The organism is Streptomyces sp. NPDC002754 (assembly GCF_053592315.1).
Genome location: NZ_JBSFVM010000004.1, coordinates 60,995 through 80,016 on the forward strand (window position 1 = coordinate 60,995; position 19,022 = coordinate 80,016).

Here is a 19,022-nt window from a genome sequence, read left to right on the forward strand (position 1 = left end):
GAGCCGTTGCATCAACGGCTACATCAACGGCGTCAGGAACCTTCTCAGCGCCTCCTCGTAGCCCTTCGCGTCCGCGTTCCACATCGCGTTGTGCGGGGCCTCGTCCACCTCGTGGAGGGTCACCAGGTCCGGGCGGCGGTCCGCCAGGCGGCGGGAGAGCGCCCACGGGGAGACCTCGTCGCCGGGGCCGTGGACCAGGAGCGTGGGGACCTTGAGGGCGCGGGGGTCCGCGACCTGCGCGAGGCGGTCGCCGCTCAGGCCCGTGCGCCCCTGAGCGGCGCGGACCGCGAGCGGGAGCAGCGGGCCCGGGGTGCGGCGGGCGCGGGCCAGGGCGCGCAGCGTCGTCTCCCAGCTGAGCACCGGCGAGTCCAGGACCAGGCCCTTGACGCGGTCCCGCAGCGCCGAGTGGGCGGCGGCGTGCAGGGCCATCGCGGCGCCCGTCGAGAAGCCGAGCACGATGACGTCGCGGGCGCCGTACCGCACGGCGTAGCGGATCGCCGCGTCGAGGTCGCGCCACTCCGTCTCGCCGAGGTGGCCGAGGCCGTCCGGGGAGCGGGGCGCGCCGAGGTCGCCGCGGTAGGCGAGGTCGAGCACCGGGAACTGGTGGTGGTGCAGGAACCCCATGAGGTTCATGGGGTGTTCGCGGGTGGTGCCGAGGCCGTGCACGGTGATCACCCACGTGTCCCGGGTCCCGGGCACGAACCAGGCGGGCAGCGCGCCGAGTTCACCCGGCACGTCGACGTCCGCGTGGTCGAGGCCGAGCGCGGCCTTGGGGTCACCGATGTGCACCTGGGGCGTGAGCCAGGCCTTGGCGCCGGGTTCCAGGGTGCCGTGGGTGACCCGCTCCAGGCGGCGTACGACGGTGTCGGCGGAGGTCGTGGCCGATTCGACGACCGGTCCGACCACCGCGTGGTACCCGTCGCCCTGCAACCCGTACGTACCGGGGCGCAGCGAGGCCAGGGCGCGGGTCAGGGTGACCTGGCCCGCGGCGGTGGCGTGCACGGTGAGTCTCGGCTCGGTGGGCAGCGGGCGGCCTGCGGGCGCCTTGAGCGCGGCGTCGCTGGCCAGCCGGCCCACGGCGATGGCGGCGGCCGAGGCCCCTATGACGGCGGTGACGGCAGCGGCCGTCGCGTTGGCGGTGCGCACCCGTCCAGTGTCGGGGCCCGCGCCCGCCCCGGCCAGTGGGACGACGATTCAGGGTGACGTTTCGGTCGACCCCCGCTGCCCGTACCCGCTCAGCCGCTCCCCCACCTCGCGCAGCTGCTCCCCGGTCAGCAGCGACGGGGTCAGGCCGGGGACCGAGTGGGCGGTGAGCCACAGGCGGCACATCCACTCCAGTTGGGCGGTGCGGTCGTAGGCGGCGGCGAGGGTGCTTCCGTAAGTGAGGGCTCCGTGGTTCTGGAGCAGACATCCCGTGCGGTCGGCCAGCGCGAGCAGCATGTTCTCGGCCAACTCTCGGGTTCCGTACGTGGCATAAGGGGCGACCCGGACGGGGCCGCCGAGCGCCGCCGTCATGTAGTGCACGGGCGGGAGTTCCGGCACGAGCGTGGAGACCGCGGTGGCGTGCACGGCGTGGGTGTGCACGACGGCGCGGGCGTCGGTGTGCCGGTAGACGGCGAGGTGCATGGGGAGCTCGCTGGTCGGCTTCAGGGTGCCGGCCCGCCGCTCGCCGTCGAGGCCCACGGCGACGAGATCGTCCGGGCCGAGTTCCTCGTACGGGACGCCGGTCGGGGTCACGAGCACGGTGTCGCCGACCCGCGCCGAGACATTGCCCGAGGTCCCGACGACCAGGCCGTCGACCACTGTCCGGCGGGCCGTCGCCACCACGTCCTGCCATGCCGCCCCGAGTTCCTGAAGCTGTGTCATGGCGCGCATCCTGTCAGCCGTTTGACGTGGTGACAGGTGGCGATCGGCACGGAACCCGACCCTCCGGAATACCCCATATGGTGATTGATAAGACTCATGTGTTATTTGGCCGACCTTGGCCGGGTAATTAATGATCTCCCGCTAATCTCTGGGAGTTCCCTGGGGATTTGTCATGCACGTCGTCACTTTCGGGGGGTAATCATGGCTCTCAGCCGCACAGCGTCCCCACGCCGCCACCGCGCCGCCGCGCTCACGTCAGTCGCCGCACTGACCCTCGGCGGCACCCTGCTCGCGGAGCTGCCGGCCCACGGCGCGGGCAAGCCACGCGGGAACGACGTCTCGTCGCACCAGAAGAACGTGAACTGGCAGAAGGCGAAGAACAAGGGCGCCCGGTTCGCCTACGTCAAGGCGACCGAGTCGACGAACTACCGCAACCCCTACTTCTCCCGGCAGTACAAGGGCGCCCGCAACGCGGGCATCATCCGCGGCGCCTACCACTTCGCGCTGCCGTACAAGTCCTCCGGGAAGACACAGGCCTCGTACTTCGTGCGCAACGGCGGGGCGTGGCGGCGCGACGGCTGGACGCTGCCGCCCGCGCTCGACATCGAGTACAACCCGTACGGCAAGGGCAAGCACCCCTGCTACGGGCTGCGGAAGTCGACGCTGGTGTCCTGGGTCAAGTCCTTCAGCAACGAGGTCGTACGCAGGACCGGACGCCGTCCCGTCATCTACACCAACGCGCGATGGTGGAAGCAGTGCACCGGCAACAGCGGGGCGTTCGCCTCGAACCACGCGTTGTGGCTCGCCCGGTACGACCGGAGCGCCGGCGCACTCCCGGCGGGCTGGACCTACTGGACGTTCTGGCAGTACAACGACAAGGGCAGCCTCCCGGGTGATCAGAATCTCTTCAACGGCTCAATGACCCAGCTCAAGCGCTTCGCGCGGGGTTAGTCGAAGGGCCGTCCGAAGCGCCCCGGAGCCCCTGGTTCCGGGGCCGAGGGCGCCTCGAACCGGAACCGGCGGCGCCGCCCCGAGGCAAGCGGAGCGAGACCCCTCCGAATCAGGTCACCGGGGCGCCCGGCCCAGTTCATCTTCCGTTCACTCGGGCTCTTTACGTTCCAAGAACCACTGACGTCCAACCGAAGCCTGGGTAAATGGAACACATCACGCTGCTCCTTGCGATCGTGATCGTTACCGCGCTGGTTTTTGATTTCACCAACGGTTTCCACGACACCGCCAATGCGATGGCTACGACCATCTCGACCGGCGCTCTCAAGCCGAAGGCGGCGGTGGCCATGTCCGCCGTGCTGAACCTCGTCGGAGCGTTCCTCTCCGTCGAAGTCGCGAAGACCATCTCCGGCGGCATCATCAATGAGGACGGCCTCAAGACAGAGGTCATCTTCGCGGCGCTGGTGGGCGCCATCCTCTGGAATCTGCTGACGTGGCTGGTCGGGCTGCCGTCCAGTTCGTCGCACGCGCTGTTCGGCGGGCTCATCGGCGCCGCTGTCATGTCGATGGGCTGGTCGTCGGTGAACGGCGGGACCGTCGTCACCAAGGTGCTGCTGCCCGCGGTGGCCGCGCCGCTCGTCGCCGGTATCGCCTCGTTGCTGGCCACCCGCCTGACGTACCGCATCAGTAAGAAGACGGACCAGAAGGCGACCGCGAAGGGGTACCGCGCCGGGCAGATCGCCTCCGCCGGGCTCGTATCGCTCGCGCACGGCACGAACGACGCGCAGAAGACGATGGGCATCATCACCCTCGCGCTGATCACCGGCGGCGTCATCGGGCACGACGCCGACCCGCCGCTGTGGGTCATCGTCTCGGCCGGTATGGCCATCGCCCTCGGTACGTACCTGGGCGGCTGGCGCATCATCCGCACCATGGGCAAGGGCCTCACCGAACTCGCGCCGCAGCAGGGCTTCGCGGCGCAGACCAGTGCGGCGACCGCGATCCTCGCCTCCTCGCACCTGGGTTTCTCGCTCTCCACCACGCAGGTCTGCTCCGGCGGTGTGATGGGCGCGGGCCTCGGCCGCAAGGGCGGCGTCGTCCGCTGGTCGACCGCCACCCGGATGTTCATCGCGTGGGGCCTGACCCTGCCGGCCGCCGGCCTGGTGGGCGCGGGCGCCGAGTTCCTGACCAAGCAGGGCGCGTGGGGCATCGGCCTCACCGCGGCGCTGCTCGTGACCGGCTCGGCGATCATTTGGAAGCTCTCGCGTCGCAACTCCGTCGACCACACCAACGTCACGGCGGACGAGCCGCACGCCGCCCCCGTGCAGGAAGCGCAGGAGGCGCAGGAAGCCCCGGGCGTCGTCACCGCCGCGATCGCCTCGGTCACGCCGCCGCCCGCGGGCACGGTCGAGTCGGCCGAGTCCGAGGCGAAGATCACCGACCGGCCGAAGGCCGGAGCGGTGAACGATCCCGCGCGCCCCGCCGGCGCCACGCTGTAGTCAGCGCTGTAGCTCAGAAGGAAGCAGGCAGGAATGAAGATCGACTGGGCGGCCCTCGGCTCCGTGTTCGGCGTCTCTCTCGTGGTCACCGTGGCCCTCGTCGGCCTGTTCACCCTCGGCATCGTGGGCCTCTCCAAGCGGGAGTCGGCGGCGCGTGACGGTGGCTCGGCCGCGGTCGCGACATCAGGGGCGTATGCCTGCTTCGCGCTGTGCGCGGCGGCCGTGGCCTACGGGATCTATCTGATCGTGGCCTGAGGCGACATCAGGGCCCTTCGGGGGCGGGGTGCGGGGCGTTCGGCGTCCCGTGCCCCGCCTTCGTGCGTACGCCTCAACAGCAAGTTGACGTGCCAACTCGCAGCGTGGTGGACTTCCCCCGCCATATACGGCAGCAGTTGAGGAAGCCGGTGCGAATCCGGCGCGGTCCCGCCACTGTGAGCCCCCTCCTTCGAAGGGGCGAGCCAGGAACTCTCGCTGCCGGTCTCGTCGAACCAGGGCGTGGACACCCTGAGTGAGGACACCTACCGCCATGCTTGCCCCACGCGGCAACTGGCGGCGCGAGCGCGTGTATGCGTGCGGTGCCGCCGCCGGGATCTTCGCCGACCTTCTTCTTGGCGATCCGCGCCGTGGGCATCCCGTCGCCGGATTCGGGCGCGCCGCCGGGGCCGTCGAGCGCGGGCTGTGGCGTGACCACCGTGGCGCGGGCGCCCTGCACACCGTGGTGTGTGCCGGAGGCGCCGTCGCTCTCGCCGCCGCCGCGACCCGTGTCGTACGCCGCTCCCCCGCCGCGTCCCTCGCGTTGACGGCCGCCGCCACCTGGGCCGTCGTCGGCGGCACCTCGCTGGGCCGCGAGGCCCGCGGCGTGGGGTCCGCGCTCGATGCCGGAGACGTGGAGCTGGCGCGGGAGCTGCTGCCCCGGCTGTGCGGCCGTGATCCGCAGGGGCTCGACGCCGACGGGATCGCGCGCGGTGTCGTCGAGTCCGTCGCCGAGAACACCTCCGACGCGGTCGTGGGCGCGCTCGTGTGGGGCGCGCTCGGCGGAGTGCCGGGCCTGGTCGCCTTCCGCGCCGTGAACACGCTCGACGCGATGGTCGGGCACAAGTCCGCGAAGTACCGGCGGTTCGGCTGGGCCTCGGCCCGCCTCGACGACGTGGCGGGCTGGCCGGGGGCCCGGCTGACCGGTGTCCTCGCCGTCCTCGCCGGTGGCAGGCCCCGGGAGGCGCTGGACGCGTGGCGGGCGGACGCCGGGCGGCATCCGAGCCCGAACGCCGGTGTCGTCGAGTCCTCCTTCGCGGGCGCGCTCGGGGTGCGGCTCGGCGGGACCCTGGCGTACGGCGGGCGGGTCGAGCACCGGCCGGTGCTGAACGCGCCGGGGCGTGCGGTCGAGGTACGTGATGTGGATCGGGCCGTGCGGCTGTCACGGCGGGTGTCTCTGTTGGCGTTGGGAGTCTGTGTGGGTGCGCGACTGGTACGGGCGCGGGTGCGGCGATGAGCGGGCGTGGAGACGGTGTTCGACGAGGCGGCGGGCTGCTCGTCGCCGGGACGACCTCCGACGCCGGGAAGAGTGTCGTCACCGCCGGGATCTGCCGGTGGCTGGTGCGGCAGGGCGTGAAGGTCGCGCCGTTCAAGGGGCAGAACATGTCCCTGAACTCGTTCGTGACCAGGGAGGGTGCCGAGATCGGGCGGGCGCAGGCCATGCAGGCGCAGGCCGCGCGGGCGGAGCCGAGCGCGCTGATGAATCCGGTGCTGCTCAAGCCGGGGAGCGATCGCAGTAGTCAGGTCGTGCTCATGGGCAAGCCTGTCGGCGAGTTGAGTGCCCGGGGGTATCACGGGGGGCGTCAGGCGGCGCTGCTCGACACCGTGGTCGGGTGTCTGGAGGAGCTGCGGGCCACGCATGACGCCGTGATCTGTGAGGGCGCGGGCTCGCCCGCGGAGATCAATCTGCGGCGGACGGACATCGTGAACATGGGGCTTGCGCGGGCCGCGCGGCTTCCGGTGCTTGTGGTCGGCGACATCGATCGGGGTGGGGTCTTCGCCTCGTTCTTCGGGACGACCGCGCTGCTGGCTCCCGAGGACCAGGAGCTTCTTGCCGGGTATCTGGTGAACAAGTTCCGGGGTGACGTGAGCTTGTTGGAGCCCGGTCTCGACATGCTCAAGTCCCTTACGGGGCGGGACACTTACGGGGTGCTGCCGTTCCAGCACGGCCTCGGCATCGACGAGGAGGACGGGCTTCGGGTGTCCCTTCGGGGTGCCGTACGGGAGTCCGTCGTGGCGCCGCCCGTGGGCGAGGACGTGCTGCGGGTCGCCGTGTGCGCGGTGCCGTTGATGTCGAACTTCACCGATGTGGACGCGTTGGCCGCCGAGCCGGGTGTCGTGGTGCGGTTCGTGGACCGGGCCGAGGAGCTCGTCGACGCGGACCTCGTCGTGGTGCCGGGGACACGTGGGACGGTGCGGGCGCTTGAGTGGCTGCGGGAGCGAGGGCTTGCGGAGGCTTTGAGGCGGCGGGCGGCCGAGGGGCGGCCCGTGCTCGGTATCTGCGGCGGGTTCCAGTTGCTCGGCGAGTCCATCGAGGACGAGGTGGAGTCGCGGGCCGGGGTCGTCGATGGGCTCGGGCTGCTTCCCGTACGTGTGCGGTTCGAGGCGGAGAAGACGCTTGCGCGGCCGGCCGGTGAGGCGCTCGGCGAGTACGTCGAGGGGTACGAGATTCATCACGGGGTCGCCGAAGTGCTGGGCGGAGACGCCTTCTTGGACGGGTGTCGGGTCGAGGGCGTGTGGGGGACGCACTGGCATGGGTCGTTGGAGGCGGATGGGTTTCGGCGGGCGTTTTTGCGGGAGGTGGCGGCGGCTGCCGGGAGGCGGTTTGTGCCGGCGGCGGATACATCGTTCGAGGCGTTGCGGGAGGAGCAGCTTGATCGGCTGGGGGATTTGATTGAGCGGCATGCCGATACGGGTGCGCTCTGGCGGTTGATTGAGGGGGGCGCCCCTGCGGGGTTGCCGTTTGTGGCTCCCGGGGCGCCGTCGTGAGATTTCGCCCCCGCCGCCGCTTCCCGTCCCGTCCCTGGGGGCTGCGCCCCCTCGCCCCCCAAAAGATTGCGCCCCGCGGCGGAGCCGCATATAGGCACAGTCCCGCGCCCCTAATCGTGGAGGTCAGGTTTCGATGAGTACTCCCTTTCCGTTCACTGCCGTTGTCGGGCAGGACGATTTGCGGCTTGCGTTGTTGTTGAATGCTGTGTCGCCCGCCGTGGGGGGTGTGCTCGTGCGGGGGGAGAAGGGGACGGCCAAGTCGACCGCCGTGCGTGCGCTGTCCGCGCTCATGCCGGGCGTCGACGTCGTCGCCGGGTGCCGGTTCTCGTGTGATCCGGCGGCGCCCGATCCGGGGTGTCCCGACGGGCCGCACGGCGACGCCCCGGGCGACCAACGGGACGCCCGGATGGTCGAGTTGCCGGTCGGCGCCTCGGAGGACCGGCTCGTGGGCGCGCTCGACATCGAGCGGGCGCTCTCCGAGGGCGTGAAGGCCTTCGAGCCGGGGCTGCTCGCCGATGCGCATCGCGGGATTCTGTATGTGGACGAAGTCAATCTGCTGCATGACCACCTTGTTGATCTGCTGCTCGACGCCGCCGCCATGGGCGCCTCGTACGTCGAGCGCGAGGGTGTCTCCGTACGGCATGCCGCGCGTTTCCTTCTCGTAGGGACGATGAACCCCGAAGAGGGCGAGCTGCGGCCGCAGTTGCTCGACCGGTTCGGGCTGACCGTGGAGGTTGCGGCGTCGCGCGAGCCGGAGCAGCGGGTGGCGGTCGTCAAGCGGCGGCTCGCCTATGACGACGACCCCGAGGGGTTCGCGGGCACATGGGCCGACGAAGAGGCCGACGTGCGGGAGCGGATCGTCGCCGCGCGTGAGCTGCTGCCCCAAGTGCGGCTCGGTGACCGGGCGTTGACGCAGATCGCGGCGACGTGCGCGGCCTTCGAGGTGGACGGCATGCGCGCCGACATCGTGATGGCACGCACGGCCACCGCGCTCGCCGCCTGGGCGGGGCGTGAGGACGTGCTGGCGGAGGACGTGCGGCAGGCCGCGCTGCTCGCGCTCCCGCACCGCAGGCGCCGGAACCCCTTCGACGCGCCGGGGCTCGACGAGGACAAGCTCGACGAGACGCTGGACGAGTTCGGTCCCGAGGACGAGCCGGAGCCGGACCCGGAGTCGGGCCCTGACCCTGACCCTGACCCTGATGATGATCCGGACGGGCCCGGCGGGGGTCCCGACGGTGGTGGTCCCGGTGGTGGTGTGCCGCCGCAGGACGGGCCTCACGACGCGCCGCAGGAAACGCAGGACCCGCAGGATGCCCCGGCCGGTGACAACCGGGAGGACTCCCCCGAGACCGAGGAGCCCGCCGCCGCCCCGGCAGCCGGTGGCGGAGCCCGTGAGCAGAAGCCCGTGGCGGCCGGTGAGCCCTTTCGTACGAAGATGTTGAGCGTGCCCGGCCTCGGCGAGGGCGCGGCGGGGCGGCGGTCGCGGGCGCGTACCGAGCACGGTCGCACCACGGGGGCGACGCGGCCCCGTGGCGCCCTGACGAAGCTGCACCTGGCGGCGACCGTGCAGGCCGCCGCCCCGCACCAGCGGGCGCGTGGCCGCTCGGGCCGGGGGCTCGTCGTACGCCGTGACGATCTGCGGCAGGCGACCCGCGAGGGGCGCGAGGGGAACCTCGTGCTGTTCGTGGTCGACGCCTCGGGGTCGATGGCGGCGCGGCAGCGGATGACCGCCGTGAAGGGCGCCGTGCTGTCGCTGCTGCTCGACGCGTACCAGCGACGGGACAAGGTGGGGCTCGTGACCTTCCGGAAGTCGGCGGCCGAGGTCGCGCTGCCGCCCACGTCGAGCGTGGACGCGGCGGCGAGCCGCCTGGAGTCGCTGCCGACCGGAGGGCGCACCCCGCTGGCGGCCGGTCTGCTGAAGGCGCACGACGTGCTGCGTGTGGAACGGCTGCGGGATCCGGCGCGGCGCCCGCTGATGGTCGTCGTGACCGACGGGCGGGCGACGGGTGGGCCGGAGCCGGTGCAGTTGGCGGGGCGTGCGGCCGGGCTGCACGCCGCCGAGGGGACGGCGAGCGTCGTCGTCGACTGCGAGACCGGCATGGTGCGGCTCGGGCTCGCCGGGGAGCTGGCAGGACGGCTCGGCGGCACCGCCGTCACGCTGGACGAGCTGCGGGCGGATTCGATCGCCGGGCTCGTGAAGGACGTCACTGGAACGCAGAACACCATCAGGAAGGCCGCTTAAATGCCGCAGGGACAGCCGAGCGTCGTACCGAACGACGGGCTGACGACACGTCAGCGTCGCAACCGCCCACTGGTGTTCGTGCACACGGGCATCGGAAAGGGCAAGTCGACGGCCGCGTTCGGGCTCGCGCTGCGTGCCTGGAACCAGGGCTGGCCGATCGGGGTGTTCCAGTTCGTCAAGTCGGCGAAGTGGAAGGTCGGCGAGGAGAACGCGCTCAAGACGCTCGGCGCGAGCGGCGAGGGCGGCACCGTGGCCTGGCACAAGATGGGCGAGGGCTGGTCGTGGGTGCAGCGCGACGACCAGGCCGACAACGAGGAGAAGGCGCGCGAGGGCTGGGAGCAGGTCAAGCGGGACCTGGCCGACGAGACGTACAAGCTGTACGTGCTCGACGAGTTCGCCTATCCGATGCACTGGGGCTGGATCGACGTCGACGATGTGGTCGAGACGCTGCGGAACCGTCCCGGGCAGCAGCATGTGGTCATCACGGGCCGCAACGCCCCTGAGAAGCTGGTCGAGTTCGCGGATCTCGTCACCGACATGTCGAAGGTGAAGCATCCGATGGACGAGGGCCAGAAGGGCCAGCGGGGCATCGAATGGTAGGTCCGCAGACTACGCGGCCCGTGGACGTGCCCCGCCTGGTCGTCGCCGCGCCGGCCTCCGGGACCGGCAAGACGACGGTGGCGACGGGGCTGATGGCGGCGTTCGCCGAGCGTGGGCTCGCCGTGTCGCCGCACAAGGTGGGGCCCGACTACATCGACCCCGGCTACCACGCGCTCGCGACCGGGCGGCCGGGGCGGAACCTCGACGCGTACATGTGTGGGCCCGAGCTGGTCGCGCCGCTGTTCGCGCACGGGGCGGCGGGGTGTGAACTCGCGGTCGTGGAAGGTGTGATGGGGCTCTTCGACGGGGCGTCGGGGGAGGGTGAGCTGGCCTCGACGGCGCATGTCGCGAAGCTGCTGAAGGCGCCTGTCGTGCTCGTCGTCGACGCGTCGTCGCAGTCGCGGTCGGTGGCGGCGCTCGTGCATGGCTTCGCCTCGTTCGACCCCGAGGTGCGGCTCGCGGGCGTCATCCTCAACAAGGTGGGCTCCGACCGGCACGAGGAGTTGTTGCGCGAGGCCATGGAGGAGGTCGGGGTTCCGGTGTACGGGGCGTTGCGGCGGACTCCGCGGGTGGCTACGCCGTCTCGGCATCTGGGGTTGGTCCCGGTGGCCGAGCGGAGCACGGAGGCGGTGGACTCTGTGGGGGCCTCGGCCGCGATGGTGCGGGAAGGGTGTGACCTGGAGGGGTTGTTGGGGCTGGCCCGTAGCGCGCCGCCGCTTTTGACGGAGGCGTGGAGTCCTGGCCCGAGCGGGGTTGACGTCTCGGGGCTCCGCCCCGGACCCCGCGCCTCAAACGCCGGCGGGGCTGGATCTGTTGTCGCGGTTGCTGGTGGCGCCGCGTTCACGTTCTCGTATGCCGAGCACACGGAGTTGTTGCGGGCGGCGGGTGCCGAGGTCGTGGCGTTCGATCCGTTGCACGACGAAACCCTTCCGGAGGGCACGGCGGCGGTCGTCATCGGTGGCGGCTTCCCCGAGGTCTACGCCCCCGAGCTGTCGGCCAACGAACGGCTCCGCAAGGCCGTGGCCGAACTGGCCAGGTCCGGCGCCCCGGTGGTCGCCGAGTGCGCGGGGCTGCTGTACCTGTCCCGTTCGCTCGACGGGCGGCCGATGTGCGGGGTGCTCGACGCGGACGCGGAGATGTCCGGCCGGCTGACCCTCGGCTACCGCGACGCCGTCGCCGTCACCGACAGCGTGCTCGCCCCCGCCGGGGCCCGGCTGCGCGGTCACGAGTTCCACCGGACCATGCTGGAGCCGGGCGCGGGGCCCACGCCCGCGTGGGGCATGCGGCTGCCGACGCGGCGCGTCGAGGGCTTCGTGCAGGGCGGTGTGCACGCCAGCTATCTGCACACGCACTGGGCGGCGCGGCCGGACATCGCGCACCGCCTGGTCCAGTGGAGCGGCGCACGGTGAACGGGTCAGCCCGCGATGCCCACCACGAGCCAGATGAAGGCCACCCCCGCGACGGTGCACAGCAGCGTCGACCGGGCCGGGTGCTCGTGGTGGGCCTCCGGGAGGATCTCGGCGGCGGCCAGGTAGAGCAGCACGCCGCCGAAGAAGCCGAGATAGCCGCCGAGCAATTGCTCCGGAATGGTGAACAGGAGCGTGGACGCGGCGCCCACCACCGGAGCCGCGGCGTCCGCGAACAGCATGATCAACGCCTTGCGGCGGGCGTTCCCGTAGAGCCGGGTGATCGTGTACGTGTTGAAGCCGTCGGCGAAGTCGTGGGCGACCACGGCGACCGCCACGGCCGCGCCCATGCCGCCGCCGATCTGGAAGGCCGCGCCGATCGCCATGCCGTCCATCAGGCTGTGCCCGACCATCGCGGACGCCGCCGTGAGCCCCACCTCGGGGGCCCGGCCGCCCGACGCCCCCTCCTCCGCCCCGTGGGCGGCCTGGCGGCGGGCCAGCAGGTGTTCCATGATGTGCGCCCCGAGGAACCCGGCCACGAACAGCAGCAGCGCCGCCGGCACCCCGTGCACCTCGCTGCCCGCCGCCTCCAGGGCCTCGGGCAGCAGGTCGAGGCCGACCACGCCGAGCATCAGGCCACCGGCGAGGCCGAGCACCAGGTGGCGCCGGTCGGTGACCCGCTGCGCGGTCCAGCCGCCGACCAAAGTCATCAGGAAGGCGCTCAGCGCCACGATCACGGCCATGGCCCCTTGCTAACCCATCCGGGGGCCTCCCCGCACATCCTGCGCGGTGTCGTCGTCGGTGTCGGCGCCCGGTCCGGGGTCTCGGCGGACGAAGTGCTCGGGCTCGTCCGGGCCGTGCTGGCCCAGGCGGGCGCGACGGACGTCCTGGCGCTCGCGACGGTCGACACGAAGGGCCGGGAGCCCGGCATCGTCGCGGCGGCGCGGGCGCTGGGCGTGCCGCTGGAGACGTACGACGCCGAGCGGCTCGCCGCCGTGCCCGTGCCGCATCCGTCCGCGCGGGCCCGCGCCGCCGTGGGCACCCCTTCGGTAGCCGAGGCCGCCGCGCTCGTACGCGGTGGTGAACTGCTCGTCCCGAAGCGGGCGTCGGCCGGGGCGGGCGGGGGTCCGGGGCGGGTGACGTGTGCGGTGGCACGGCCCGGGTAGGGACCGGCCCGGCTTCGCCGCCGCTCTCTGTCCCCCCCGGATTCCTGGATCCCCCTCTCGATCTCCCGCAAGGAGCCCGTCCCCATGCGCACCCCTCCCCCGGCCCTGCTCGCCGCCCTGGAGCAACGGCTCGACGACGTTCTGAGCGGCGGCCCCCGCAGACCGCGCGACCGGGCCGATGTGACCGTGCTGCTCGTCGGGGACGGCTCGGCCGACTCCGCGGTCAACGCCGAACTCGCCGCCGCCGCACGGATGTTGTGGGAGGGCAGCGGCTACGCGGGCGTGGAACCGGCGTATGTGTCGGCGGCGCCCGACGTGCCGGCGGGGCTCGACCGGTGCGCGGCGCTCGGCGCGCGGCGGGTCGTCGTGCTGCCCTACGGGGCCCTGCTGTCGGAGCGGTGCCACACGCAGGCCGTGGGGTGGGCCGCGGCCCATCCCGAGGTCGACGTGCGGTGCGCGGCCGCCCCAGTCGTGGCGGGGCCGGTCGGTGGGCCCGATCTGCGGCACCACGGGGACGCCGAAGTCCGCGACGACGGCGAGAAGTTGACGGATCTCGCGGTGAACGTGCGCACGGGCACGCCGCCGTCCTGGCTGCGGGAGCACATCGCCGGGTCACTGGACGGGCTCGCGGCGTATCCGGACGGGCGGGCCGCGCGGGCCGCGGTGGCGGCGCACCACGGGGTGCCGGTGGAGCGGGTGCTGCTCACGGCCGGTGCGGCGGAGGCGTTCGTGCTGCTCGCGCGGGCGCTGCGGGTGCGCAGGCCCGTCGTCGTGCACCCGCAGTTCACCGAGCCGGAGGCCGCGTTGGAGGACGCCGGGCATGCGGTGGGGCGGGTGCTGCTGCGGGCGTCGGACGGGTTCCGGCTCGATCCGGCGCTCGTACCGCACGACGCGGATCTGGTGGTCGTGGGGAACCCGACGAACCCGACATCGGTGCTGCATCCGGCGGATGTGCTGCGGCAGTTGGCGCGGCCGGGGCGGTTCCTGGTGGTCGACGAGGCGTTCATGGACGCGGTGCAGGGCGAGCGGGAGTCGCTGGCCGGGCGGACGGATGTGCCGGGGCTCGTGGTGCTGCGGAGCCTGACGAAGACGTGGGGCCTGGCGGGGTTGCGGGTCGGGTACGTGGTGGCGGAGCCGGAGGTGGTGGCGGAGCTGGAGCGGGCACAGCCGTTGTGGCCGGTGTCCTCGCCCGCGCTCGTCGCTGCGCAGGCGTGTGTGTCGGCGAGGGGTGCCGCGGAGGCGGCGGATGCGGCGGACGCCGTTGCGGCGGACCGGGGGTATTTGGTGGGGCTGCTCCGGGGGTTGGGCCCGTACGGGGTTTCCGTGGCCGGGGCGGCGGAGGGGCCGTTCGTGCTGGTGCGGGTACCGGGGGCGGGTGTGGTGCGGGAGCGGTTGCGTTCGGCCGGGTTCGCGGTGCGGCGCGGTGACACGTTTCCCGGGCTGGGGGCGGACTGGGTGCGGGTCGCGGTGCGGGACCGTTCCACGAGCGACAGTTTCGTCGCGGCGTTGGCCGGGGTGTTGCGCACCGCCGGGTAGCCGCCGGGGCCATCAAGCGCCGCGGTGCGGGTGTGCGTTTTAAGCCCCTGCGGCGATTGAGCAGCGAGGGCCGGGGCGGAGCCCCGAAGCCCCGGCGCCGCGGGGGCTCAAAAGATTGGGGCTCTGCCCCATACCCCGCTGCTCAATCGCCGCAGGGGCTTGATTTGCCCACCCGACCGCAGGGGCTTGATTTGCCGGCCCGCACCGCAGGGGCCTGATTTGCCGGCCCGCACCGCAGGGGCTTGAAGTGCTCGCGGCCCGCGAACAGTTACGCCCGGCCCCGGCCCCGGCGCGCCAGCGCCACTCCGGCGCCGCCCGCCAGCAACAGCACAATCGCCCCGCCCGCGATGTACGGCGTCGACTCGTCGCCGCCCGTCTCCGCGAGGTCCCGCGGCTGCGGCTGGGACTGCGGCTGTGTCTTCTGGACGGGGGCGTCGGCCTGCTCACCCTGGGGCTTCGGCGCGGGCGCAACCGCCTTCGGCGTCTCGCACGTGGCCTCCGCGAGCGTGACCTCGCCGTCGACCTCGGCGACGTTGAGGTTCAACGGGTTGACGTGGACCTTGAGTTGAAGGGCGGAGGCCGCGGCCGTGGTGTCCGTCCTGGAGCGGTTGGAGAGGCCGAGCGTCACCTCGCCGACCTCGGGGATCTTGATGGACGTCGTGCCGCCGGTCGACAGCGTGGTCTTCTTGCCGAGGATGGTGACGCCGCCCAGCAGGTTCGATTCGGCGACCGGCTTCTCGCCCGCCACGCACAGCGCCTTGGACGTGACCTGGTCGACCTCGATGAGGGAGAGCAGCGGCAGGCCGGGGACGTGGACCTTGGCGTGGGCGAGCTGCGTGAAGCCCTCCGCCTTCGCACCCTCGACCGTCGCCTTCGCCTTCGCCACGTCCGCGCGCAGCACGCTGAACGGCTGCCCGTCGTCGACCCCGTCCAACGTCGCGGTCAGCGCGGTCTTGTCGGCGCTCTTGGGCGCCTGCACCTCGTTCAGCGAGACCTTGAGCGGGACGTTCACGGTCTTGTTGAGGAGCGATACGTCGAGTCCGGTGCGGAGCACGACGGCTCCGGCCTTGCCGCCGCTGTGCTCGGTGGCCGCGGCTGGGCCCGCGGTCGCGAGCACGGTGGGGCCGAGGGCGAGCGCGGTGACGGCCGCGGTCGCGGCGAGGCGGCGGGCGGGTGTGCGCAGGGTGGAGCTGGGCATGGCGGTGGGACCCCCAAGTACGAGCCGGGACCGTGCGTGACGGGACTGCACGGAACGGGCCGGGACGGAAACAGACTGAACGAGACGGAACGGGACGGAACCGTCTCGAGTGGTCATCGGTAAGGGAATCTTTACGCACTGAGAGTGAACGGGCGGCCACGTTCATCGAGTTCACTCCAAAGTGGCGTTTCCGTGCACGCCTTCGAATCACGTAGATCACGTGGCCCGTACGTCCCACCGGTCCCGCCGCCGCGTCAACCCGCTCAGCCCACCACGGTGCCCCGCAGCACGATCCTGCGCGGCGCCGCCAGCACCCGTACGTCCTCGCGCGGATCCGCCCCGTAGACCACGAGGTCCGCGGACGCGCCCTCCTCAAGGGCGGGGCGGCCGAGCCAGGAGCGCGCGCCCCACGCCGTCGCCGAGAGCGCCTCGACGGGCGGGATGCCGGCCTTCACCAGCTCCTCGACCTCGCCCGCCACCAGGCCGTGCGCGAGGGAGCCGCCCGCGTCCGTGCCGACGTAGACCGGGATCCCGGCGTCGTAGGCGTTGCGGACGGTGTCGTAGCGGCGGTCGTAGAGGCGCCGCATGTGCGCGGACCACTCGGGGAACTTGCTCTCGCCGCCCGCCGCGAGCTGCGGGAACGTGGCGATGTTGACGAGGGTCGGGACGATCGCGACACCGCGCTCCGCGAACAGCGGGATGGTGTCGTCGGTCAGTCCCGTGGCGTGCTCGATGCAGTCGATGCCTGCCTCGACGAGGTCGCGCAGCGAGTCCTCCGCGAAGCAGTGGGCCGTGACGCGGGCGCCGAGGCGGTGCGCCTCGGCGATCGCCGCCTCGACGGCCTCGCGCGGCCAGCAGGCGCCGAGGTCGCCCGTCGCCCGGTCGATCCAGTCGCCGACGAGCTTGACCCAGCCGTCGCCGCGCCGCGCCTCCTGGGCGACGTACGCGACGAGTTCCTCGGGCTCGATCTCGTGCGCGAAATTGCGAATGTAACGGCGAGTGCGGGCGATGTGCCGGCCGGCGCGGATGATGCGCGGCAGGTCCTCGCGGTCGTCGACCCAGCGGGTGTCGGAGGGCGAGCCCGCGTCGCGCAGCAGCAGCGTGCCGTGGTCGCGGTCGGTCAGGGCCTGCTTCTCCGCGGTCTCGGCGTCGACGGGGCCGTGCGTGCCGAGCCCGACGTGGCAGTGCGCGTCGACGAGGCCTGGCAGCGCCCAGCCCTCGACGGTGGTGACGTCGAGGCCCGCCGTCACCGGTCGTTCGTATGCGATCCGGCCGTCGACCACCCACAGTTCGTCGCGTACGTCGTCGGGCCCGACGAGGACCCGGCCCTTCACGTGCAGTACCCCGCCCATACTCATGCGCGCAGCCTATGAGGCGGTCGGTACGCTCGACACCGGCACCCGTACGAACCCGTGAGCGAAGAGAGCACCACCGTGACGCATCCGTTTCTCGACCTGACCCCGTTGAGCGCCGAGCACTTCGCCTCCATCGAGGACCGGGTGGCCCGGCTGATGGACACCTCGCAGGATGTCGTGATCATGCAGGGCGAGGCGCTGCTTCCGCTGGAGGGCGCGATCCGCGGGGCCGCGAGCCCCGGCACGGTGGCGCTGAACGTGATCACCGGTCCGTACGGGCAGACCTTCGGCGACTGGCTGCGTGACTGCGGCGCCACGGTGCACGACCTCGCGGTGCCCTTCCACACGGCTGTCACCGCCGAGCAGGTCGGGCAGGCGCTCGCCGAGCACCCGGAGATCGACTTCGTATCGCTGGTGCACGCGGAGGCCGCGACCGGGAACACCAATCCGGTCGCCGAGATCGGTGAAGTGGTGAGCAGGCACGGCGCGTTGTTCTACCTGGACGCCGTCGCGTCGATCGCCGCCGAGCCGGTGCTCCCCGACGCGTGGGGCGTGGACCTGTGCGTGATCGGCGCGCAGAAGGCGATGGGCGGCCCGGCCGGCGTCTCGGCCGTCTCCGTGAGCGCGCGGGCCTGGGAGCGGATGGCCGCCAACCCGAACGCGCCGCGCCACTCCTACCTCTCGCTCCTCGACTGGAAGCAGCGGTGGGTGGACGGCGGGCGCAAGGCGCTGCTGCACGCGCCCGCCCAGTTGGAGATGCTCGCCCTGGAGGCGTGTGTGGAGCGCATCGAGGGTGAGGACCTGGACGCCCTGATGGCGCGGCACGCATCGGCCGCCGCCGCCACCCGCGCCGGAACGCTCGCGCTGGGCGGTGGACTTGAGCCATACGTCCACGAAGCCCGCGACGCCGCCCCTGTCGCCACTACACTTCGCGCGCCCGCCGGTACGGACGCCCGTGAGCTGGTGGCGCGGGCACTGGCGGTGGACCCGGTCCTTCCGCTGGTCGCGGGGGGCGGCTCGCTCGCGCAGGAGATGATCCGCGTCAACCACTACGGTCCGCAGGCGACCCGCGGCGTCGTGCAGTCCTCGCTCGCCGCGCTCGGCGGGGCGCTCGCGGAGGCCGGCTTCGAGGTGGACCTGGAAGGGGCGCGAAAGGCGGTCGCGGCCGCCTGGGAATAAGCGCCCCGGCGCATGAACCGGCGCACTCGACCGTAGGCGCCGTCCCTTTTCGGGGCGGCGCCTTTGTTTTTATCCAAGAATTCTTCAGGCAGAATTGTCCCGCACTTTATCAGGGGCATCAGGCGAGGCTTCCTGTTCTGCTTCTGCCCGCTCTCCGGCGACGTAAACGCAGAGATTTCATCAACGGGAACCGACGTAATTCGGACGCGTCTCGTCGCGATTACGACGCTGTGACGTACTCCACACTAATTTGGTTGCGACCGATTTGTCCGCATGAAACCGGGACATAGCGCCGCAATCACGTGCGCGCGCCCACCTGCGCGCGATAACACACAACGCCGCTTTACGTAACCCCATCCGCGGGTGCAATCCCGCAAATTGCTCGGTAAATTCAATTTGCATGACCGCCGCACAAGCGCAATTCCTGGAAGTCGCCGAAGTGGCCCCGGTCCCCGACGGACTGAAGATCGTCCACCCCGAGGTGGCCGACGGAGCCGCGATCTGGCGTATCGCCCGCGACTCGAAGGTGCTCGACCTCAACTCCTCCTACAGCTACCTGCTGTGGTGTCGCGACTTCGCCGCCACGTCGGTGATCGCCCGCGACGAGAAGGGCGAGGTGGCCGGTTTCATCACCGGTTACGTACGTCCCGACCGACCCGACATCCTCGTGGTGTGGCAGGTCGCCGTGGACGCTGCGCACCGCGGGCGCGGCCTCGCCGCCGCGCTGCTCGACGGGCTGGCCGCGCGGGTCGCTGCGGCGCGTCCGGTCACCACGCTGGAGACCACCATCACGCCCGACAATGCCGCCTCCCAGGCCCTGTTCACCTCGTTCGCCCGCCGGCACCGCGTCGGTGTGGCCCGCACGGTGCTGTTCGACGCGGGCCTGTTCCCGGACGACGGGCACCTGCCCGAGGAGCTGTACCGCATAGGCCCCCTGGCCTGAGCGCGCCCTCGACCCCACTCACCCCGAACCCCCCTCAACTTTCCCTCCCTAGAGGAGTTTTTG

At 72.0% G+C, this 19,022-nt stretch carries 17 protein-coding genes and 1 riboswitch; of the genes, 12 read left to right on the top strand and 5 right to left on the bottom strand.

What is annotated here, in order from left to right; all coding sequences use genetic code 11:
• Positions 1-18: 18 nt before the first annotated feature.
• Positions 19-1,146 carry an alpha/beta hydrolase gene (locus ACWD2L_RS12385; RefSeq protein ID WP_351336520.1) on the bottom strand — a complete coding sequence of 376 codons (1,128 nt, stop codon included), beginning with the start codon at positions 1,144-1,146 and terminating at the stop codon, positions 19-21.
• Positions 1,147-1,194: 48 nt separating this feature from the next.
• On the bottom strand, positions 1,195-1,866 hold the full coding sequence (locus ACWD2L_RS12390) for a class II aldolase/adducin family protein (protein ID WP_351336522.1): 672 nt from the start codon (positions 1,864-1,866) through the stop codon (positions 1,195-1,197).
• A 201-nt stretch (positions 1,867-2,067) separates the two neighbouring features.
• Here ACWD2L_RS12390 and ACWD2L_RS12395 point away from each other — a divergent pair, with 201 nt between their 5' ends.
• From ACWD2L_RS12395 to ACWD2L_RS12430, 8 genes are all read left to right on the top strand, one after another.
• Entirely contained in the window at positions 2,068-2,817 is a 750-nt protein-coding gene (locus ACWD2L_RS12395) for a lysozyme (protein ID WP_351336524.1), read from the top strand.
• Positions 2,818-3,020: 203 nt separating this feature from the next.
• Entirely contained in the window at positions 3,021-4,313 is a 1,293-nt protein-coding gene (locus ACWD2L_RS12400) for an inorganic phosphate transporter (RefSeq protein ID WP_351336526.1), read from the top strand.
• A 33-nt stretch (positions 4,314-4,346) separates the two neighbouring features.
• Complete coding sequence (locus ACWD2L_RS12405) at positions 4,347-4,568, top strand: hypothetical protein (RefSeq protein ID WP_351336529.1); 222 nt, start codon at positions 4,347-4,349, stop codon at positions 4,566-4,568.
• A gap of 85 nt (positions 4,569-4,653) precedes the next feature.
• A riboswitch (cobalamin riboswitch) is annotated at positions 4,654-4,801 on the top strand.
• 38 nt (positions 4,802-4,839) lie between these two features.
• Entirely contained in the window at positions 4,840-5,802 is a 963-nt protein-coding gene (locus ACWD2L_RS12410; protein WP_351336531.1) for a cobalamin biosynthesis protein, read from the top strand.
• Complete coding sequence (locus ACWD2L_RS12415; RefSeq protein WP_351336533.1) at positions 5,799-7,334, top strand: cobyric acid synthase; 1,536 nt, start codon at positions 5,799-5,801, stop codon at positions 7,332-7,334. Before ACWD2L_RS12410 ends, ACWD2L_RS12415 begins: the two co-directional genes overlap by 4 nt.
• Positions 7,335-7,467: 133 nt before the next feature.
• A complete protein-coding gene (locus ACWD2L_RS12420; RefSeq protein WP_351336535.1) occupies positions 7,468-9,576 on the top strand; it encodes a putative cobaltochelatase in 2,109 nt (702 codons plus the stop codon).
• A complete protein-coding gene (gene cobO, locus ACWD2L_RS12425; protein WP_351336537.1) occupies positions 9,577-10,176 on the top strand; it encodes a cob(I)yrinic acid a,c-diamide adenosyltransferase in 600 nt (199 codons plus the stop codon).
• Positions 10,170-11,585: a cobyrinate a,c-diamide synthase gene (locus tag ACWD2L_RS12430; RefSeq protein WP_451189445.1), complete on the top strand. Its 1,416-nt coding sequence runs from the start codon at positions 10,170-10,172 to the stop codon at positions 11,583-11,585. Before cobO ends, ACWD2L_RS12430 begins: the two co-directional genes overlap by 7 nt.
• Before the next feature lie 5 nt (positions 11,586-11,590).
• Here ACWD2L_RS12430 and ACWD2L_RS12435 read toward each other — a convergent pair whose 3' ends face one another.
• Positions 11,591-12,325, bottom strand: coding sequence for a ZIP family metal transporter (locus ACWD2L_RS12435; RefSeq protein WP_351336542.1), 735 nt, complete (start codon positions 12,323-12,325; stop codon positions 11,591-11,593).
• A 6-nt stretch (positions 12,326-12,331) separates the two neighbouring features.
• Here ACWD2L_RS12435 and ACWD2L_RS12440 point away from each other — a divergent pair, with 6 nt between their 5' ends.
• On the top strand, positions 12,332-12,748 hold the full coding sequence (locus tag ACWD2L_RS12440) for a cobalamin biosynthesis protein (RefSeq protein WP_451189449.1): 417 nt from the start codon (positions 12,332-12,334) through the stop codon (positions 12,746-12,748).
• Positions 12,749-12,832: 84 nt separating this feature from the next.
• Complete coding sequence (gene cobC / locus ACWD2L_RS12445; protein WP_451189452.1) at positions 12,833-14,284, top strand: Rv2231c family pyridoxal phosphate-dependent protein CobC; 1,452 nt, start codon at positions 12,833-12,835, stop codon at positions 14,282-14,284.
• 268 nt (positions 14,285-14,552) lie between these two features.
• Here cobC and ACWD2L_RS12450 read toward each other — a convergent pair whose 3' ends face one another.
• Positions 14,553-15,482: an SCO1860 family LAETG-anchored protein gene (locus ACWD2L_RS12450; protein WP_351343116.1), complete on the bottom strand. Its 930-nt coding sequence runs from the start codon at positions 15,480-15,482 to the stop codon at positions 14,553-14,555.
• Between the two features lie 263 nt (positions 15,483-15,745).
• On the bottom strand, positions 15,746-16,840 hold the full coding sequence (locus ACWD2L_RS12455) for an amidohydrolase family protein (protein WP_351343115.1): 1,095 nt from the start codon (positions 16,838-16,840) through the stop codon (positions 15,746-15,748).
• A gap of 75 nt (positions 16,841-16,915) precedes the next feature.
• Here ACWD2L_RS12455 and ACWD2L_RS12460 point away from each other — a divergent pair, with 75 nt between their 5' ends.
• Entirely contained in the window at positions 16,916-18,016 is a 1,101-nt protein-coding gene (locus ACWD2L_RS12460; protein WP_351343111.1) for a pyridoxal-phosphate-dependent aminotransferase family protein, read from the top strand.
• Positions 18,017-18,416: 400 nt separating this feature from the next.
• Entirely contained in the window at positions 18,417-18,959 is a 543-nt protein-coding gene (ectA, locus tag ACWD2L_RS12465; protein WP_351343109.1) for a diaminobutyrate acetyltransferase, read from the top strand.
• Positions 18,960-19,022: the final 63 nt, after the last annotated feature.

Coding starts and splice junctions, on each gene's coding strand:
- ACWD2L_RS12390 (WP_351336522.1), bottom strand. CDS start 1,866: ATGACACAGCTTCAGGAACTCGGGGCGGCATGGCAGGACGTGGTGGCG.
- ACWD2L_RS12395 (WP_351336524.1), top strand. CDS start 2,068: ATGGCTCTCAGCCGCACAGCGTCCCCACGCCGCCACCGCGCCGCCGCG.
- ACWD2L_RS12400 (WP_351336526.1), top strand. CDS start 3,021: ATGGAACACATCACGCTGCTCCTTGCGATCGTGATCGTTACCGCGCTG.
- ACWD2L_RS12405 (WP_351336529.1), top strand. CDS start 4,347: ATGAAGATCGACTGGGCGGCCCTCGGCTCCGTGTTCGGCGTCTCTCTC.
- ACWD2L_RS12410 (WP_351336531.1), top strand. CDS start 4,840: ATGCTTGCCCCACGCGGCAACTGGCGGCGCGAGCGCGTGTATGCGTGC.
- ACWD2L_RS12415 (WP_351336533.1), top strand. CDS start 5,799: ATGAGCGGGCGTGGAGACGGTGTTCGACGAGGCGGCGGGCTGCTCGTC.
- ACWD2L_RS12420 (WP_351336535.1), top strand. CDS start 7,468: ATGAGTACTCCCTTTCCGTTCACTGCCGTTGTCGGGCAGGACGATTTG.
- cobO (WP_351336537.1), top strand. CDS start 9,577: ATGCCGCAGGGACAGCCGAGCGTCGTACCGAACGACGGGCTGACGACA.
- ACWD2L_RS12430 (WP_451189445.1), top strand. CDS start 10,170: ATGGTAGGTCCGCAGACTACGCGGCCCGTGGACGTGCCCCGCCTGGTC.
- ACWD2L_RS12435 (WP_351336542.1), bottom strand. CDS start 12,325: ATGGCCGTGATCGTGGCGCTGAGCGCCTTCCTGATGACTTTGGTCGGC.
- cobC (WP_451189452.1), top strand. CDS start 12,833: ATGCGCACCCCTCCCCCGGCCCTGCTCGCCGCCCTGGAGCAACGGCTC.
- ACWD2L_RS12450 (WP_351343116.1), bottom strand. CDS start 15,482: ATGCCCAGCTCCACCCTGCGCACACCCGCCCGCCGCCTCGCCGCGACC.
- ACWD2L_RS12455 (WP_351343115.1), bottom strand. CDS start 16,840: ATGAGTATGGGCGGGGTACTGCACGTGAAGGGCCGGGTCCTCGTCGGG.
- ectA (WP_351343109.1), top strand. CDS start 18,417: ATGACCGCCGCACAAGCGCAATTCCTGGAAGTCGCCGAAGTGGCCCCG.